An 18363-nucleotide genomic window follows, 5' to 3' on the forward strand; every position below is an offset into this window, starting at 1 on the left:
AGGAAACTTTTGACTATATAAAAATTGCATGATTAACTGTCTATTATATTTATCTGTTAAATATTTTCTTAGTAATTTCTTCTCCAAACTTGTTTAGGCAATCTTTTTCACTGCATTTTGAAACTGTTATTTTATTCTTATTATCTTCTGTATCAAGCATTATTTTAGCTATTTTATCAGCATTTATCAGTAAATTTTCATCATATTCTGGAATATAAAAGCATGTAATATCTTTAAAATTACTCTTTGATATTTCTGTTTTCTCTAAAAAGCCAAGTAATAAAAATGCACTAACACAATTCTGTACCGTAGCTAAGCCCATATCCATTCTTTCTGATAAATATCTAATTGAAGCTGAAAATGACAATCTATTATTAATATCAGGTTTATGAGTGTATATACTCTTTACACTCTCCACTAAAATTAATCTTACCTTAACTAAATGTTTTCCCAATACCTCATATAAATATGGATATTTGCTTTTTTCTATACCTGCACTTATAAAATTTAAATTCTCGTTATACTTATCTCTAATAGCCTTTAACTCTGTAACATTAATATCTGCTAATTCACATAATCCCCCTAAAGCCTGATAATAATCGCAATGCATAAATATCTGATACAAATCAAAAATGTCTAAAGAATAGTATATCCTTGTTACTCCATTACTAATACCCCCAACATTAAGAACAATACTTTCCTTTTTATCATTATGATATATTGTTGCAATTGCAGGCTCCCCTTTTATTATTATTTTATAAAAGTACTTTCCAAATCTTTCTTCTATAGTTTCATCTATTATTTCTTTACCTTCAAGCTCATTAACTTCTTCTTTTAATCTATATTCTGCATCTTTTGATGTATCAACTACAGAATATATTGTTATCTCTTCATTTATAAAATCACACTTAAAGGTATCGTATAATTCAACTTCTATTCCAAAAACATCTCTAAAATCTAACTTTTTTATTAATTTCTTAGCCTCTTCTACAGTCCCTACTTCTTTATTTAATGCTATTTTCTTTTTTATATCAGCCTTATTTTCATCAAAATATTTTTTATATCTATTCTCTATATCTACTGTTTTTCCTATTCTTTCAACTATATCTTTTGTCTTATTGTTTAGTTGCCCACCATAATTTAATTCTTTATTTTTAGCCATTTGTAACTCCTTATTTTATAAACCGAACAATACCTAATAAAAATAATAAATTAGATTTTGAAACTTTAATTAGCCTATTGTATTGTTTTGAAATAATAGACTCATTTATTACAACTCATGCTTATATAGGTATATTTATTCTCATATTTGAGTATATAAAATAATCTGAATATACGCTATGTAAAAAATGCACAATAAATAAGTTAGATAATATTAACATTACATATTTTGCTTTATCAAAATGCATTATAAAAATAAATTATTTTTGTAATTTATTTTTATCTAACTATATACATCAATTAATTTAAATGTATTATTAATCTCCCAAACTGTTAATTTACATACATTAATTATAGAAATTACTTGCTATACGTCAATAAAATACTTTAAATTAGAGCTTATTTATCTTAAAATAAACTCAATAGCGAATGGAAAGAAAAAACTTTCTTATATTTCTATGGTTACTCTCAATCATAATTTAATGCAATAGCCTTAGCTTTTATCTCCAATATCAAAAATAATGAATTTATATCAATTTTTAAGCAAAAAACATTTAAAAATTAGCCTTTTCTATTGAAATCAATGCTATTTTAGCTATTTTTTGACCAAATTAATTAAATCTATATTTCAAAACTAAAAGTAATGCAATCATAAAATTTCATCAAAAATAAAAGGCTTGAATTAATTTTCATAGCCTCAATTTTTTAATATTATTTTTTATTTCCATTTGCTTTTATAGTTTACTTTTCTCTTTTGCTAATAGCTCATTAAAATCCTTTAGATTATTAGCTTTTAACGCTTCTCTATTATCAATTATACAGAAATCACTATACATGCTAATAATGTTATTTAAACAATGATTTCCTGCTTTATCATTATCTACAGATACTTTTATAACTTCAATACTTTTATGCATGTTTAGATATGTTTTTATGACTTTTATCTTCTCGCAGCCGGATATAGATAATAATAATACATTATCTATTTCATTAAGAAACAATTGATAATATGATATTAAATCAATTGGAGCTTCAAATACAAATATTTCTTTTACTTCTTCCCCAACTTTTATTGACCATCCGTAGTTAGGATTACTATTTCCAACAATTCCTTTGAACCTTTTATATGTATTAGTTCCATTTAGGTCAGCTCCAACTATTTCACCTTGCTCATTTAAATGTAGAAATACTATATTTCCTCTCTCATCTTGTTTTATTAAATGTTCCTTAACAAACTTATTTATTATTGCATTATCTATATATCGTGTCTTGTTTAAATAAGCAAATGTATTCTTCATACTTTTACTAAATTTGATATCTAAAGGGGTATTATCATCTAATCCAGTAGACTTTTTACTTATTTCTGCTAAATTATTTGTAATATATTCATTATAATTTTCCCCAGATAAATATTTTACAGCTTCTACGAAATTGCCATTAGTTATATTATTCATAGCCCAATTTATAATATCGCCCTTTTGATTTTGGCTATACCATATATATAAATTACTATTGGTGTTTATAACCATTGAGCTATGTTGCTCGCATCTATAATAATCTTTATTTTCTTTTTTAAAAGTAAACTTTTCACTTTGCTCTAAGAAATTTTTTATATTAATTGTTTTTATTTTTTGTATATCTTCTATTGGTACCATATTTTTATTTTTTCCTCCAAATTTATAGTTTTTATATTCTATAAATTTGATAAGATAAATAAAAAATTTTTGTGCACTATATATACTATTTTCAGTACTATCTATGATTTAAAGCTCATACCTTTAATCGTGCATTATTTAGTAATTAAAATTCATGAATTTTACTATAATTTAATATACAAAATATTAGATGCAGGAGAACATAGCATGATAGAAGAAAAATTATACTTAATACAAGAAGAGCTTGATGACAAATTACTAAACACAGATACAAAATTATTGGATATCAGTAAGTATACACTATTACTTAATCAAATTTTAGATTCTATTAATTTAATTTTTGATAACCAAACGCACTTTTCATTTAAAAATACAGCGAATAAATTTAATAGTGATTATATTATTATAAAAAGTAATGATTTTAATAATAGTTTGAATGGATATCTATTGATATATTTAATAATTTCTAATGATAAGATAGTTAAAATTGAGCCTACAATTCTAACTAATCTGGCAATATTAAAACATATGGAGGTATGCTAAAATGGCAAAAATAAGTGAAAATAATTTTAAAGGATTAAACACAGAATTTGGTCTTCAAACATGTTTTTTTTGTGATACAACTATAAATAATGGTGGAAATTGGGTTGGTAATACTGATATTGCTGTCTGTGTACATTGTAGTAATAAGCTATTGGACTTGTTAATAGATGTATTGGAAGATTCAAATAATAATTTTGAAAAATTAAGTATTCCTGAAAAAGCCAATTATATAAATGAACAGGTTATTGAAAGACTTAAACATAAACAAGCAATAAAAGATAGAAATAATTCTAAATAGCAAATAAGAGCACATTAATTGTTGCTCTTATTTTTTACTGATTTAAAACAGTAGATAGGGTAATTACTGTTTTAAATAGCTTAATTTATGTAATTGTTTTTTCAATTATATTTTACCAGCAAATTATGTAAATAACTATGATTTTATTAATATAAATTTTCACAAAATTTTATATTAATCAGTTATATATTATAAATTAAAATATTATTTCATATTATAAAATATCTTATAAGGATTAATTTTATAATATTTAGAGCATCATCTATCATTAATACTATCCTATAGATTATTATTACCTCATATAACATGTCTAATTATTAAATATTTCCTCAATTAATAAAAAAATTAAAAACAATATTAATTAATTTTTATGCATATTACATAAAGTGCTTGCTTTATATAAAAAAGAACCCAGTCTTTAAACCAAGTTCTCTTCTTCTATTACTAAGTCCATGCCCCTTTAAGCAAAGCGTCCTATCATTGAACCAAGCCGGTTAAAACTTAGTTCTTTTTTTTGCCTATTATTTCATTTACTATATAATATATAGTTTTTTAGCCTGTTATTTTTACGTCAATTGCATCTGCATACATGATTATTTGAACAGTTCTGCCATCCATAGTTAAGGTTTCATTTTGAGGATTTGTAGAAAGAATTTTATCTAATTCATTACCTTGAGTTGGAAGCAAATAATTAAATATTTGCACTACAGCACTATGGAACTCTGAATTATTTTTACGAAGCTGTACTATAAATCCTCCATTATCATACACACTCGCAGTCCCACACATAGTATTCTTCCAATACCATCCATAAGCTCCTGAATCCTCACCAATATCTGATGCTGTATAATATTCTTTATCAATAAATCCTAAACTTTCCATTCTATTCTTAAGTTCATCATAAGAAATACCAGTAGCACTTCCTGAAGAACTTGATGCAGAAGCAGTAGTCCAAGCTCCATTAGAACCTAAATAATAACCTCCAACAGTTGTATCATGAGCCATGCTTCCATCACCATTTAGGTAATACCAGTTGCCTCCATCTTGAATCCATCCAACTTGCATTTTACCATCAGAACCAAGATAATACCATTTACCACTATCTTGAATCCATCCAGTCATAATTTTAGAGCTATCGCTAAGGTAGTACCAGCTTCCATTTTTTTGAGTCCAGTAGCTTGAAGCATATGCATTTTTATTTGGTGTTAATATTATTAATGACATTACAGCTAATGTCATAGCTATGTATCTTATTTTCACTATTTTCTCACCCTTTACCTGTAAATATTTATATAATTTAATTTTATCCTTTACTCCTGCACATAAGTGTAACGTCTTAAGCAAAGCGTCCTAAGAGCAAAGTTCTTAATCTTATCCAGTTATAACAACATTTATAGCATCTGCATACATGATTATTTGAACAGTTCTTCCATCCATAGTCAAAGTTTCATTCTGTGGATTAGTAGCAAGAATATGGTCTAATTCACTACCTTGTGTTGGCAATAACCAATTAAATATTTGTAATACAGCGCTATGAAATTCTGAGTTATTTTTACGAAGTTGAACTACAAATCCGCCTTTATCATACACACTTATACCACCGCACATAGTATTTTTCCAATCCCAATCATAACCAGCTATATCTCCAACTTCAGATGTGGAATAATATTTTTTATCTATAAATCCTAATGAATCAATTCTATTCATAAGTTCAGTATAAGAAATACCAGTAGCACTGCCTGAAGAACTTGATGTAGAAGATGTAGTCCAAGCTCCGTTACTACCTAAATAATAATCTCCAACAGTTGTATCATGAGCCATACTTCCATCACCATTTAGGTAATACCAGTTTCCACCATCTTGAATCCATCCAACTTGCATTTTACCATCAGTTCCAAGATAATACCATTTACCACTATCTTGAATCCATCCAGTTGCTTTAGCACCATTTTTTAAATAGTACCATGCACCACTTTCGCTTTTCCAACCATCGGCAGTAATAGTAGTATTTAAAGATTTATTTGATGTAGACGATGCTTTTGTATCTGAAGCTAATACCTCTTTAACCGGTAGTACTATGGTTGTTAGAATCCCCAATACTAAAAACATAGCTATGTATTTTCTTCTCATTATTCACCCCACCTTTTCTAATTATTTCAAATTATTCTCTTATAATCCAATTATATTTTAGCACCTTATCCTCTTCTATGCAATAAGCATATTTTTTATATGCTTAACGTTTATTCCAGTTTAAACTGCTTAACTGTAAAGTATATATTATAAGGTGGGATTTAAGTGAATGATATAAATTTTATTGAAATGGGAAAGAGAATTAAATTAGAACGTGAAAAAAATAATATGACTCGAGACCAGTTAGCTGAATCAGTGGGCATATCAAATGTATATCTTACACAGCTCGAAAGGTCTGATAGACAAGGTTCATTGGCTGTTATATGTAAAATAGCTTCTGTACTTAATATCTCATTAGATTATTTAATTTATGGCAATGACAGCATTAAAGTGGACAAAGAATCTATAATAGAAAAAATTAACACTTTAAATTCTAAAAGAGAATTGAAAGTTATAGATGAAATACTTAATACTATAATTCCAAACCTAAAAAAATAAGGCCAGAATTTTACTTCTGGTCTTTGTATATATATTTAACTCGGGATACACTTTGAATATTATGTTAGATATAAACTAATTTACACTGGGGGATGGTATATTAGCTATTATCTATTTTTTATAATTTTTATTATAAACCGTTATCTCTTTTTTACTCACAAAGGGATTATTAACAAAAGGATTGTCTAACTTTTTATTTGATATTATAGCCAGACATTCGTGATTTATTTTTAGGATTACTAATTTGATATTTTTATCATTAAAAAACGTGATATCTTGCATTAACTCTTGATTAATTGACTCGTCAAATTCAAAAGCTCCATATATAATAATAGTTTTTTTATTATTAGAGGCAAACACTATCAGATTCTGAATCCTTATAATTTGTTTTTTAAAGTCATTATCTAACTGCCAACTAATCTTTATTTCTTGTTCATCTAAACTTATTCCTTGCATGCTCATTCGATTACTTTTTTGAGATACTTCAATATTCTTAATTCTAATGTCTAAAATCTTTTCGAGTTTTTCAATATAGTTGTTTTTGACATACATTGAAAATAAGAATTCGTTATTAACGTTGTTCTCGGTCATATTATTTTCTCTCTACTCAACTTATCTAATTTACATTTAAGTTCATCCAGCAACTCCAACACTTTAAATTCTTCCGCTCTACCTGCTTCTTTACTACTAATAATATTTTCAAGAAAGATGATAAAATTTTTAAATAATAACTTAAATTCTATGTCAACTTGTATATTGGCGAATAAGTACTCTAAATTAATTACCAATTCGCTTATGTCTTTAACTTGTCCATCTTCTAATCCAGTATTAAAACCACACAAATTCTGAAATACTTGAAAAGGTATATTATAATAATTTGATAACTTTTTAAGTATATCAAGACTTGGATTATCTTTAGTATTATTTTCCAATTTGCTTAAATAACTTTTACTGATTCCAGTTTCATTTTGCATACTATTTATGGTTTTACCCTTATCAATACGCAATTTTCTCAAAAATTCTCCTAAATTTATTCCTTCATACTTTTCATCCACTCCTATCACTACTCCTGCTTAACAATGTTGCATATTCACTCACAACCCCTTTCTTTAATTGCATTTATATTATGTTATACACTTACAATAACTTTTATAACTTTTTTAGTTTTTATAATCGCTATTTTTTGATTTTTTTATTAATTGCCTTTCATTTTGTAACACTCAGCAATTAGGTTATCCAATTTAAGGCTTAACTCCAATATGTTTTCATAATTCTCTCTATAATCTCCATCCATTAGTATATTTAGAACATCTCTAAGTTCATCAATCTTCTCATTTATCTCTCTATAATCCACCTTAGTATAATCTATCCTTTCATTTATTTTATATATTATACATAGATTACTAATATTTTATTCTCCTTGCAATTATTTAATATGCTATAAGCATAAACGAGTAATCTTAAGCTAAATCAGCTTAGAGCCTTTTCCCTAATATTGTAATGTAGTCCAAATGGCAGTATATTTAGTTTATATAGTGAAACATATATTTTAAGGGGGTACATAATAATGTTTAAGAGAAATGGGATTATATCTTGCGCTTTAGCTTTAATAATTGCTGGAGCATTGGGACAAACTGCATATGCAGTTACCACAGGCTGGGAGCAATCTAATGGCAATTGGTACTATTATCAAAATAACTTAGCAAAAACTGGCTGGATTCAAGATAGTGGTAAATGGTATTACCTTAACCCTTCCACCGGAACAATGCAAACAGGTTGGGTTCAAGATTCTGGAGCTTGGTATTACTTAAATTCTGATGGCTCTATGGCACATGATACAACTATCTGGGGTTACTATTTAGGTAGTAATGGCGCTTGGGTCTCTACAGCATCAAGTTCAACCTATACAAAAGGTAAGACTGCATCTGAAATAAGAGATATTTTAAAAAGAGATTATAAGTTTGTAGACTATAATGCAGGATTATTATTAAGTCCTTATGGTAAAGATTATCACGATGTAATTGGTGGTTATGTAAACTATCAAATTGCTATTTCAGAAATTGATGACAACGCAATAAAAATGAATATCCTTAAAAATGACTCTGAAACAACAAATGATTTTAAGGCTATTTTAAATATGATTTTCCCTGATAAGACGGATGAAGTATATTCTATAGTACAAAATTTTATGAGTTCAGGAGTTCAACAAAATTCTTATTCTTTTGATGGAAAAACATTATTATTATACAATGGCGGTAATTCACAAATATACATATCAATAAAATAATTTAAAAAAGATAGAGTACTTTTCATTACTCTATCTTTTTTCTTCTCTATTATAATTAATAACCTACCATATTATTGAATCCAGAGAATTCTCCAAATCCACCATGATAACCATTCAATTCTTCTTTACTTTCTATTTTCATTTGATTTGCTTTATTTACAGGTATTGTGACTACCTTTGAAATATCATCATTACTTAATTCAATTTGTTGACTTTGTTGCCCATCTAAATATATTGTTAATGCAACTTTACCATTCCAAGAGTCATCTATATGTCCAATTCTTACTTTAATAGTATTATATTGTCCTCCTAAATTGAATAATGCATATCCACCTGCATTTAAAGAAAATCCTTGTGTATAGGCAACTCCAGACATTGTAAACTTTTTACTTGTAGTTCCATCATATTTATTTCCATAGTCAACTTCATATGGACTTATCGCTGTTCCACTTATACTTGAAGTAGATTGATTAGTTGGTATTTTACATTTACCATCACTACCTAATTCCATACCATCAATACTTGAATTAATTACCATATATCCGCTACTGTTAAAATAATAAAAACTTCCATCAATAGGATACCATCCTGTAGCCCATGAATTTCCTATTGAATACCACTTTCCTGTACCATCCTGTTTCCATTCTGCACTTGCTCCTATAGGATTTAGAGCTATTACTGATGCTATTACTAATGAACTCGCTATTATTTTTGTTAATCTTATTTTTTTCATTATACATACATCCCCTTATAATTTTTATTCATACCAATCAATCGAATCATTTACTTCTTTCGCTTTTCTATACTTTAAGACTATAATTAAAATATTTATTATTCCAAGCGGTATAGCAAGCCCATAAAGTATCATTGACATAATGAATTTACCTATAAATATTACTACTACATATCCAAAATACACAGTTCCTTCTGGTGTAAGTGAATCTTTTAAATATAGATAAGTCGCTTTTCCAAACGGATACAACAAAGTAGAAAAAATTAAAAACAATAGTTCTGGCAAATTTTCTGCTGAAACTAATACTCCTCTGCCACTTCTCCCATTAAAATACAAAAAGCATAAAAATATTGCAACTGCATAACTTTCAAGAAAATATTTTATGCTGTAGAATCTAAAGATTCTTTTTATATACCCCATTATTACTCCCTTCCTTTTGATAATTTTTTCACTTTAAGTATTTAATTCACAAGAATATATTACCACTTTTTATATGCTATAAGCAATTATTTTATACGCTTAAAGTTAACATTGCTATAATAAAAAATGCAATAATATAGCTACTACTGCATTTTCTATCATGACATATACATATAAATGTACTTTTAAGTTCTTTCCATTATATATGTTATAATTTTAAATTTTTTTATTCCATTTGCCTTATATTATCCTATCCAAGCACCATCATTACCTAATGTATATCCATCTACAATTATATTGATTGCCATTGAACCATCTGAATTTAGATAGTACCATTTTCCATCTGTATCTTGTAACCAGCCTGTTTTCATTGTCCCACGAGTTGTATCTGTAGCAGTATTTAAATAATACCACTTTCCATTATCTTGAATCCAACCTGTTTTAACATATCCATCATTATCCAAGTAATACCAGCTCTCATTTGAATTTAACCAACCGCTTACTGGATGTCCAGCAGGATTTGTGAATCTTCCATAAGCCAGTGAATTAACATTACTTATATTATTACTTGAACTAACTATACTTGCACCACTTGGTGATTCATTAGTTGGTATTATAGGTCCCATATTACCATATGTATTATTTGAAGTTGATGGTCTTAATACAACTGTGTCATTAGTATTACTTGTTGTAGACGAATTGCTGTCTGATGATGAAGTTGTAGTATCTGATGAACTGTTATCACTTGATGAAGCTGTATCAATCTTTCCTGTAGTATCTTCGACAGTATAGGTGCTTCCATTAATATTTGTTGTAACTACTAATCTTATATACTTATTTTTATCACTACTCTTTAACTTATAGGTATCATCTGTCGCACCGCTAATATCACTATAATCTCCATATTTAGTAGAAGCTCTTTGCCATTGATATTCTACTGACGGTTTAGCTCCATCATAGCTTATTTTTGACTTTAGCGTATGTCCTACTTCTTCTGTCCCTGATATAGAAACTGACTTCAATACTGAATCAGTATTTGTAATTTGTCCACTAATTGTAATAGTCTTAATTGAATTAATATTACTTCCATCATTTGCTGTAGCTGTAATAGTAACGCTTCCATTTCCTTTAGCTGTAACTAAGCCATTAGCGTCTACAGTTGCTATAGTATTATCACTTGAAGTCCATGTTACTGTTTTATTGGTTGCATTACTTGGTGCTACATTGCATGTAAGATTTAAGGTACCTCCCTTAGTGCTAATATTATCACTTCCAGAAATAGTTATTCCAGTTACATTAACATTTGTCACTGGTATTGTAGTTGTTTGGCCACTAATATTTATAGTTTTAGTTGATTCTATTCCGCTTCCATCGTTTGCTTTAACCTTAATAATTACTGTTCCATTTGCTTTAGCTGTAACTAAGCCATTAGAATCTACTGTAGCAATACTATTATCACTTGAAGACCATGTTACTGTTTTATCAGTAGCATTACTTGGTGATACATTAGCTATTAGTTGAGTTGTTCCACCCTTAGTACTAATGCCACTTCCACCAGAAATAGTAATTCCTGTTACCTTAACATCAGTAGGCGGAGTTACAACAGATTGTCCACTAACCGTAATAGTTTTAGTTGAACTAATATTGCTTCCATCATTAGCTGTAGCTGTAATATCTACACTTCCATCTGCTTTAGCTGTTACTACACCGTTATTATCTACGGTAGCAATGGTATCATCACTTGATGTCCATGTTGCTGATTTATCTGTAGCATCACTTGGATTTATATCAGTTGTAAGAGTTAATGTTTCTCCCTTAGTACTAATGCTACTTCCACCAGAAATAGTGATTTCTGTTACTTTAACATCAGTAGGTGGAGTTACAACAGTTTGTCCACTAACACTAATAGTTTTAGTTGAACTAATATTGCTTCCATCATTAGCTGTAGCCTTAATATCTACACTACCATCTGCTTTAGCTGTTACTAAACCATTAGAATCTACTGTTGCTATCGTATTATCACTTGAAGTCCATGTTACTGTCTTGTCAGTAGCATTAGATGGGTTTACAGTTGCAGTAAGTTGTGTTGTACCGTCTTTAGTTGAAATTGTATCATTTCCAGAAATACTTATTCCTGTTACCTTAACATCAGTAGGTGGAGTTACAACAGTTTGTCCACTAACACTAATAGTTTTAGTTGAACTAATACCACTTCCATCATTAGCTGTAGCTGTAATATCTACACTACCATCTGATTTAGCTGTAACTAAACCATTAGAGTCTACAGTTGCAATAGTATTATCGCTTGAAGACCAAGTTACAGTTTTATCAGTAGCATCACTTGGATTTACAGTTGCAGTAAGTTGTGTTGTACCATTTTGGGCTGTAATTGTATCTGTTCCATCAATAGTAATTCCTGTAGTCTTAACATCGGTTTGTCCAGAAATACTAACATTGTAGGTATTTTGAACGTTACTACCATCATTTGTTTTAACAGTAATAACTACCGCTCCATCTGCTTTAGCTGTAACTAAACCATTAGCGTCTACAGTTGCTATATTTTCATCACTTGATGACCAAGTTACAGTCTTGTCTGTTGTGTTGTTAGGTGTTACAGTTGCAGTAAGTTGTGTTGTTCCACCCTTAACATTAATACTGTTTGTTCCTGAAATAGTAATTCCCGAAGCTTTAATTATACTAATAGGGAATTTTTTTGTAGTTCCGTCTGATGTCACTACAAAATTATTGTTATCAATATAAAAAGATATATTTGGTAAGCTACCATTAGTAAGACCAAATCCATCATTTATATTAAGAACTGGAGTATCAGTATTAGCTGATAAATCTATTTTATTTATTTCCATTAAATAAGTGTAATTTGCATCTGTTTTATAACTTAAGTAGTATAAACTTCCGTCATATTCCATTAAATTATATATAATTAAATCTCCACTCTTTGGACTTCTGATAATTGCTTGATTTGTTCCATCTAAATTATAAGAATAAATAGTACCTGAATCATCTAAATAATATAGTTTATCATCAACCCTCATTACATTTTTACCTTGAATAATATTGTTACTGCCAACTGTTCTGAAAATGTTGTCAAAAGTAGTGTCTGTACAGTTTGGAACATAAGATGTTGCATTATGAAGCGTCTTATTAGCAGTTGTATCCTCTAACATTTCGTTATTTGTAATATTAAAATACTTGTAAGGAGTTAATGTCTTATCATCACTTTGGTCATCCCATGTTGTATCTAATTGATAATAATTTCCGTTAACATTTACATAGTTCCATGCATGAGAAGCACTTACTATAATATTTGCTTCTATACCACTTTTTGTTAATAATGTATTAGCAAACTTAGCATAACCTTCACAAACAGCATCTCCATTTACTACAGCTCCATAAAGACTGTGTACTTCATAATAATTTGCATTATTTTGGGTTATTTGTCTTGTGTCAGCTATATAACCGCTTAAATCTGTATGGGGGTCAATAGATGATGCAGGTGGTGTTGCAGTTGCTAAAGCGTGGTCATAAGTAACATTTGCATTAACGTAGTCATGTATTTCATATACTTTCCTCAAATCATCATAAGAAGTAAACTTGCTAACAATGTCATTTATTTTTGAATCTAATTCTGCCTTTTTAGCAGTAATGTCTGAATCTGAATAAAGATTGTTTACATATAATGTATATGTCTTATTTCCACTTCCATCAGTATTAGTAACCCCTAACACACTTTGTGAAGTCCAAAATATTTCTGGATGTTCATATAATACTTCAAAATATGCTTGTTGTGGGTCAGCAGTTGAATCTGTACCTATACTATAAGATGTATATTCATCTGTAGAAAAAGTTATATCTGTCTTATAAGCTAATAAGTCATTAAGTATCTTTGCTTTAACTAATTCCTTATTACTTGAAGTAGTTGTAGCATAAGCAGTCACTGTAGTATCATTAAGTATTATGTACGAACCTGACCCTAAAATAGATGTTACTATTAGTGTTTTTGCAACTAAATCTAATCTCGCCTTCTTACTCAAAAAATTCATTATTTCATCCCCCTTAGTAATTTCCCTTATTAAAAACTATGTATTTTACTTATAAACATTAAATTTACTTTGTAAGAATATATTAACATTTTATTAATGCTTAAAGCAATTATTTTATATTCTAAAAGCATAAAGTATATAATAAAAAAATACGGTAATATCATCACTACCGCATTTTTTATCGCTAACTTAAATAAATAACTTTCCTTACTATAATCGTTTATAATTCAATACCAGTATATTTAGATATACAGCTACGCATCATTTCCTTTTCATGCATTTCATTAATTTTTTTTGACAATATACCTTTTCTTTCTTTTGCATCAGTTATATTATCTAATTCTTCTATATGAATTAGACCTGCCATCACAAATCTCATATAGAATTCTATATAATCTTCTTTTACCGTATTTGAAGATAATTCACTATGATAATATCTCATAAACTCTTCATCTTGACTTAACTCCTCAATCTTTTCTGATAACATTCTCTCTTTTTCTTCTTTTTCAACTCTCTCTTCTTCTTTTTTAGCTAACTCTCTCATCTTCTCTTCTTCTAATCGAATTTCGTATAAGTCTTTAATATCACTTTCATTAACCTTATCTAATGAATAAATTCCAATCATTTTCTCCTCTTTAGTCTTAAAATCAGTTTCATAAATTTCAAATTCATTATTATCAAGATTTATTATATATTTATATTCTACATACAGGTCTTCCCCATTAAACATATACTCAAGTTTTCCCTCTTTGTATAAAAATAAATTTCCTTGCGTTAATCTTAGTAAATTATACCAATTAGATTTTTCTCTACCGTGTATTGGCTGAAACCATTTTTCACACTTCTTAATTTGCTCATCAGTTGCTTCTGTACCGTTATCTACAAGAATTATTTTTTCAAATATTTCTTCCATTTCTTCTTTAGTTGTTTCATTAATAAATTTAGCAATATTAGCTCCTAAGTCATAAAGATAAGAATCACAATGTTTGTATCCTATTTTTTTTACTCCATTTTTTATAAATCCATAAACGCCTGCCATATAATACACCTTCCCTTTTCTATATTTGGTTTAATTTTCTTTTTTCTTCCCTAATTCATCATTTATATTATCCATAATTTCTTTAACATCGATATTAGCATCCTCTGCCATAGCATTAATAAAAATAGCTATTGATTTGGACATTTCTTCAATATCCCCAACTCCATAGAAATCAGTTACTTTTCCATTTGTCATTTCCCAAAGAAAACTCCCTGCATTCTCTTCATTCCATCTTCTCATAATTTATATCAATTCCTTTTCTATAATTTATACTTTTACTTACTTACCTTTTTAATCATATATTTCTAAAATATTTATATCCCTTTCGTCCAAGCTCTTGTAATATCCAATAATAAATACCCTCATATCTTCTTGAATCAGTGCTTAAATAGTAGAGCTTATCCTTAATTCTATAAACCCTCTTGCCATAAGCTATCCCCATAAATTCATACTCTTCTTTAGAACCTACAAATATTTCTATCTGTGCTTCCAATGAATCAAATGTTTTTCCTTGAATTATCAATACCTCATCTTCTAAAATATCATTTTTCACTTTTTTTAATTGATTATCTACAGCTTCTTTAAGCTCATTATCCTTGTCATACCAAAGTATATGGTTTAAATTGTCTTCAAAAATTCGGTTGCAGGATTTTTCGTCGCTATAATCAATTATCATCAAGTAGTTTCTTAAGAACTCAGACGTATCTCCAAATTGACCATATAAATTGTACCCTCCTTCCATAGGTGGATATTGAGCTATATATAACTTCAATTCTTCTATTTTATACAAGTCATTCATATCTTCCGTATAACATACGGCTTTCATGTCCTCTTTAGTCCATACAGCATTTTGAGAATCAGCTATTATTATCTTCTCATCATGTTCTGCTTTATTTAAGATACTCCTTAACTCCTTATCATTCAGTTCATCTATCTTAATCTCAGATAAAGCTTTTACAGCCTTATCTGTAAATATTATTCCATTAATAGTATTTAAAGGATTTTCTTCAAACTTACTCATTTCATCTCCTCCAATTTCAATCCTTTTATTTATCTATAATTAAATCTAATTTGCTTTTAACAATAGTATTTTTAAATACTCCTAATTCATTTTATTTATTATACTGATTAGACCTCGAATCTATAATTTTTCAGTAACTAATTCTTCTAAAACACTTCCTTTTCCAACACACCACCTCCTTTCATCTGCTCTCGTATTGCCTAAGGCCTCTACCTTCTGAAGTTCTTGGAAGTCAATCTTTTCTCTATTTTCAATTTTCAAAGAGCAAAAAAGCCAGTTTTGTTTAGAAATCTTGTTTTTATAGTTTTTATTGTTTATGGTGATTTTTTGTTTTAGACGCACTGGTTGTGCATCATTAAAAAAATCATTTGAAACTTTTTTGTTTCACCATATTCAATTACTATAAAAATTTCTAAACAAAACTGGCTTTAACAGTTTTAATTAAATTATGGATTTATAATATATTATTTATAATAGCTTGTCAATACATTTTTTAAATTTAATAAAAATATATTCTTTCTAATTACAATGTTAAATTAATAGAGACATGACAACATAAAACTATGCTGTCACGTTTGCTATCTTATCTAATTCTCAGCAATTAACATTATTATCAGTTTACGATTAAACTTTTTCTTTACTACCAAGACATGAATATATAATAATATTGTTTATAATTTCCTTTCTTTTTTTAATATCCTCTGCCATTTCCATCATTTCTATATATTCTAAATTACTAATCAAATATTCCTTATATTCAGTAAAGTAATAATAGCTTATATGAGATATAACTATCTCAAAATCATTAAAACTACCGCATCTTTCTAATTCAGTGATTAACAAGTAATACTTACCCTTTTCCTTTAATCTTTTAATACCTTGTCCTATATTTTTTATATAATCTTTCTTATATATTTCATTCATCTGAAATTCCTCCCATTGACTTACATTGTTTCTAAATAATCTAACTCTTCATAGAACAGCTCCAACGCCGAATAAAAATAGCCATTTTCATGCAGTCTTTTTGCCTCATCAAATAAAACTTCTTCTATATCTTCATCTAAGTTCACATCAATCTCATAGCCTACAACATAGCTTATCATTCCACACCCATAGATACCTATTGAATAACCAACTTTAACCTTATTATCTTTTATATAATTATATTCAACATCAATAAATATATTTTCTCTCTCTTCTCTTCCTATTGCCCCAAGATTTATTCTAAATTTATTAACTCTCTCTTTTTTCATGAACATCATTTTTAAATCCTCCAGCTTCTCAATATTATACTTCTCAAATGTTCTCTTCATAATTTTTTAATGTAGTATCAAAGGTTAACATGATATCTTCTACTTTCATAACACATAATTCTACCCCATTTTTTCTTTCTACTAATGCTATATCATATCTACCTGCACCTTTAAATATAACATTTATATCCATTAATTCATTTTGTTCTGATAATATATCAGCAATTATCTTATAATATTCTTCTCTACTTTGTTTATTAATCCATTCATTAACATCTTTGTCTTCACAATATCCAAGTTTTTTAAATAATCCCAAATGGAAAATATTAAATATAGCTTCAGTGCCTATATTAAGTGGGTCTCTCCATAACAACATGTAATATATCTCTGGCAATATATTTATATTCATTGGTGAATTAGATACCTTTTCATTTAAATTGTTCTCATCTAAAAATTTAAAATAATCCTCAAACATTTCGTTAAAATCTTCAAATTTAAATTCTTGTAATGCTTTCTTTGTATTTAATTTTTTATATAGTTCCTTATATGGCATAGAATACCTAATTGTATTTATGTCAATTAAGTATTCATCATATATAAATGCTCTATTTCTCCAGAAATTTAAGCACTTCTCTAATTCTGAAATATCCTTAATACCTCTATCCTCTGGCTCTTTCTCACATTCTTCTCCCGGAAACATTGTTATTAGAAAATATGAATCTTCTTCTCTCTTATTCTTATTTAAAATAAATACTACTTTGGATGTTTTAACTCCAAGTTCTTTTCTTTTTACAAACTTAGAATATATCTCTCTGCCTATTCTTTTTGCATAAATAGCTTTCTCATTTACCCCTATATTAATAACTCTATTAAATCCTATAGCTCTGTTAAAGTTAAAAGTTATTTTACAAAAATCATCTTCTAATTTTTGAAATTCCTTACTCATTTCAAATTCTTTTATAAGATTTTCAAATGGTTCAAGAAACTCCTTTTTATGTGCTACCATGTGTCCTTTAAATTTGTTTGTAATTATTATCTTTTTCATTTTGTATCCTCCGAAATTTTTAATTTTTGATTAGAAATTTTGTTCTAATCCATATAAAATATCCTTTTCATGGAGGTATCAACTAAACATGTGTAGCTAACTTTAAAATAAAAAAAAGGTCTATTTATTATAGGCAGACATCACTTAGGACAATCTTTACCTTTAATTAAATAAACCTTTTTTACTATAACATAAACGTTACATAATTATACAAAATAA

20 protein-coding genes and 1 pseudogene are annotated in these 18363 nt (G+C 27.9%); 4 read left to right on the top strand and 17 right to left on the bottom strand.

Annotation, left to right across the window (positions count from 1 at the left end):
• Nucleotides 1–49 precede the first annotated feature (49 nt).
• A complete protein-coding gene (locus tag CDLVIII_RS26670) occupies nt 50–1162 on the bottom strand; it encodes a hypothetical protein (protein ID WP_009172599.1) in 1113 nt (370 codons plus the stop codon).
• A 733-nt stretch (nt 1163–1895) separates the two neighbouring features.
• Complete coding sequence (locus CDLVIII_RS26675; RefSeq protein WP_009172600.1) at nt 1896–2816, bottom strand: DUF3991 and TOPRIM domain-containing protein; 921 nt, start codon at nt 2814–2816, stop codon at nt 1896–1898.
• 207 nt (nt 2817–3023) lie between these two features.
• Between CDLVIII_RS26675 and CDLVIII_RS26680 the strand changes: the two genes are divergently transcribed.
• Both CDLVIII_RS26680 and CDLVIII_RS26685 read left to right on the top strand, forming a co-directional pair.
• Nucleotides 3024–3359, top strand: a complete 336-nt coding sequence (locus CDLVIII_RS26680; protein WP_009172601.1) for a hypothetical protein — start codon at nt 3024–3026, stop codon at nt 3357–3359.
• Between the two features lies 1 nt (nt 3360).
• Nucleotides 3361–3657 carry a hypothetical protein gene (locus CDLVIII_RS26685; RefSeq protein ID WP_009172602.1) on the top strand — a complete coding sequence of 99 codons (297 nt, stop codon included), beginning with the start codon at nt 3361–3363 and terminating at the stop codon, nt 3655–3657.
• 552 nt (nt 3658–4209) lie between these two features.
• Here the strand turns inward: CDLVIII_RS26685 and CDLVIII_RS29515 are convergent.
• Nucleotides 4210–4917: a hypothetical protein gene (locus CDLVIII_RS29515; RefSeq protein ID WP_050816299.1), complete on the bottom strand. Its 708-nt coding sequence runs from the start codon at nt 4915–4917 to the stop codon at nt 4210–4212.
• 111 nt (nt 4918–5028) lie between these two features.
• Nucleotides 5029–5787, bottom strand: a complete 759-nt coding sequence (locus tag CDLVIII_RS29520; RefSeq protein WP_009172604.1) for a cell wall-binding protein — start codon at nt 5785–5787, stop codon at nt 5029–5031.
• 165 nt (nt 5788–5952) lie between these two features.
• Between CDLVIII_RS29520 and CDLVIII_RS26700 the strand changes: the two genes are divergently transcribed.
• Nucleotides 5953–6285 carry a helix-turn-helix transcriptional regulator gene (locus tag CDLVIII_RS26700; RefSeq protein WP_009172605.1) on the top strand — a complete coding sequence of 111 codons (333 nt, stop codon included), beginning with the start codon at nt 5953–5955 and terminating at the stop codon, nt 6283–6285.
• Between the two features lie 111 nt (nt 6286–6396).
• On the opposite strand, the gene CDLVIII_RS26705 is transcribed toward CDLVIII_RS26700, so the two are convergent.
• The 3 genes from CDLVIII_RS26705 to CDLVIII_RS30310 form a co-directional block, all read right to left on the bottom strand.
• Entirely contained in the window at nt 6397–6876 is a 480-nt protein-coding gene (locus CDLVIII_RS26705; protein ID WP_009172606.1) for a hypothetical protein, read from the bottom strand.
• Nucleotides 6873–7340, bottom strand: a complete 468-nt coding sequence (locus CDLVIII_RS29525) for a helix-turn-helix transcriptional regulator (protein ID WP_009172607.1) — start codon at nt 7338–7340, stop codon at nt 6873–6875. The genes CDLVIII_RS26705 and CDLVIII_RS29525 overlap by 4 nt, the downstream gene beginning before the upstream one ends.
• Before the next feature lie 140 nt (nt 7341–7480).
• On the bottom strand, nt 7481–7639 hold the full coding sequence (locus CDLVIII_RS30310) for a Spo0E family sporulation regulatory protein-aspartic acid phosphatase (protein ID WP_009172608.1): 159 nt from the start codon (nt 7637–7639) through the stop codon (nt 7481–7483).
• A 288-nt stretch (nt 7640–7927) separates the two neighbouring features.
• Between CDLVIII_RS30310 and CDLVIII_RS29530 the strand changes: the two are divergent.
• A pseudogene (locus tag CDLVIII_RS29530) lies at nt 7928–8572 on the top strand (hypothetical protein); the annotation flags it as partial.
• A gap of 55 nt (nt 8573–8627) precedes the next feature.
• Here CDLVIII_RS29530 and CDLVIII_RS29535 read toward each other — a convergent pair.
• From CDLVIII_RS29535 to CDLVIII_RS26775, 10 genes are all read right to left on the bottom strand, one after another.
• Nucleotides 8628–9305: an NPCBM/NEW2 domain-containing protein gene (locus CDLVIII_RS29535; protein ID WP_009172610.1), complete on the bottom strand. Its 678-nt coding sequence runs from the start codon at nt 9303–9305 to the stop codon at nt 8628–8630.
• Between the two features lie 24 nt (nt 9306–9329).
• Nucleotides 9330–9725 carry a hypothetical protein gene (locus CDLVIII_RS26725; RefSeq protein ID WP_009172611.1) on the bottom strand — a complete coding sequence of 132 codons (396 nt, stop codon included), beginning with the start codon at nt 9723–9725 and terminating at the stop codon, nt 9330–9332.
• A 245-nt stretch (nt 9726–9970) separates the two neighbouring features.
• Nucleotides 9971–13786: an Ig-like domain-containing protein gene (locus tag CDLVIII_RS29540; protein WP_009172612.1), complete on the bottom strand. Its 3816-nt coding sequence runs from the start codon at nt 13784–13786 to the stop codon at nt 9971–9973.
• A gap of 220 nt (nt 13787–14006) precedes the next feature.
• On the bottom strand, nt 14007–14825 hold the full coding sequence (locus CDLVIII_RS26745) for a hypothetical protein (protein WP_009172613.1): 819 nt from the start codon (nt 14823–14825) through the stop codon (nt 14007–14009).
• Between the two features lie 30 nt (nt 14826–14855).
• A complete protein-coding gene (locus CDLVIII_RS26750; protein WP_009172614.1) occupies nt 14856–15065 on the bottom strand; it encodes a hypothetical protein in 210 nt (69 codons plus the stop codon).
• Nucleotides 15066–15120: 55 nt separating this feature from the next.
• Nucleotides 15121–15846: a hypothetical protein gene (locus CDLVIII_RS26755; RefSeq protein WP_009172615.1), complete on the bottom strand. Its 726-nt coding sequence runs from the start codon at nt 15844–15846 to the stop codon at nt 15121–15123.
• Nucleotides 15847–15966: 120 nt separating this feature from the next.
• On the bottom strand, nt 15967–16188 hold the full coding sequence (locus CDLVIII_RS26760) for a hypothetical protein (RefSeq protein ID WP_035301942.1): 222 nt from the start codon (nt 16186–16188) through the stop codon (nt 15967–15969).
• Between the two features lie 282 nt (nt 16189–16470).
• On the bottom strand, nt 16471–16770 hold the full coding sequence (locus tag CDLVIII_RS26765) for a hypothetical protein (RefSeq protein ID WP_009172616.1): 300 nt from the start codon (nt 16768–16770) through the stop codon (nt 16471–16473).
• Between the two features lie 20 nt (nt 16771–16790).
• On the bottom strand, nt 16791–17108 hold the full coding sequence (locus CDLVIII_RS26770; RefSeq protein WP_009172617.1) for a hypothetical protein: 318 nt from the start codon (nt 17106–17108) through the stop codon (nt 16791–16793).
• 34 nt (nt 17109–17142) lie between these two features.
• Nucleotides 17143–18144: a hypothetical protein gene (locus CDLVIII_RS26775; protein WP_009172618.1), complete on the bottom strand. Its 1002-nt coding sequence runs from the start codon at nt 18142–18144 to the stop codon at nt 17143–17145.
• Between the last annotated feature and the right edge of the window lie 219 nt (nt 18145–18363).

The organism is Clostridium sp. DL-VIII (assembly GCF_000230835.1).
GTDB lineage: Bacteria > Bacillota > Clostridia > Clostridiales > Clostridiaceae > Clostridium.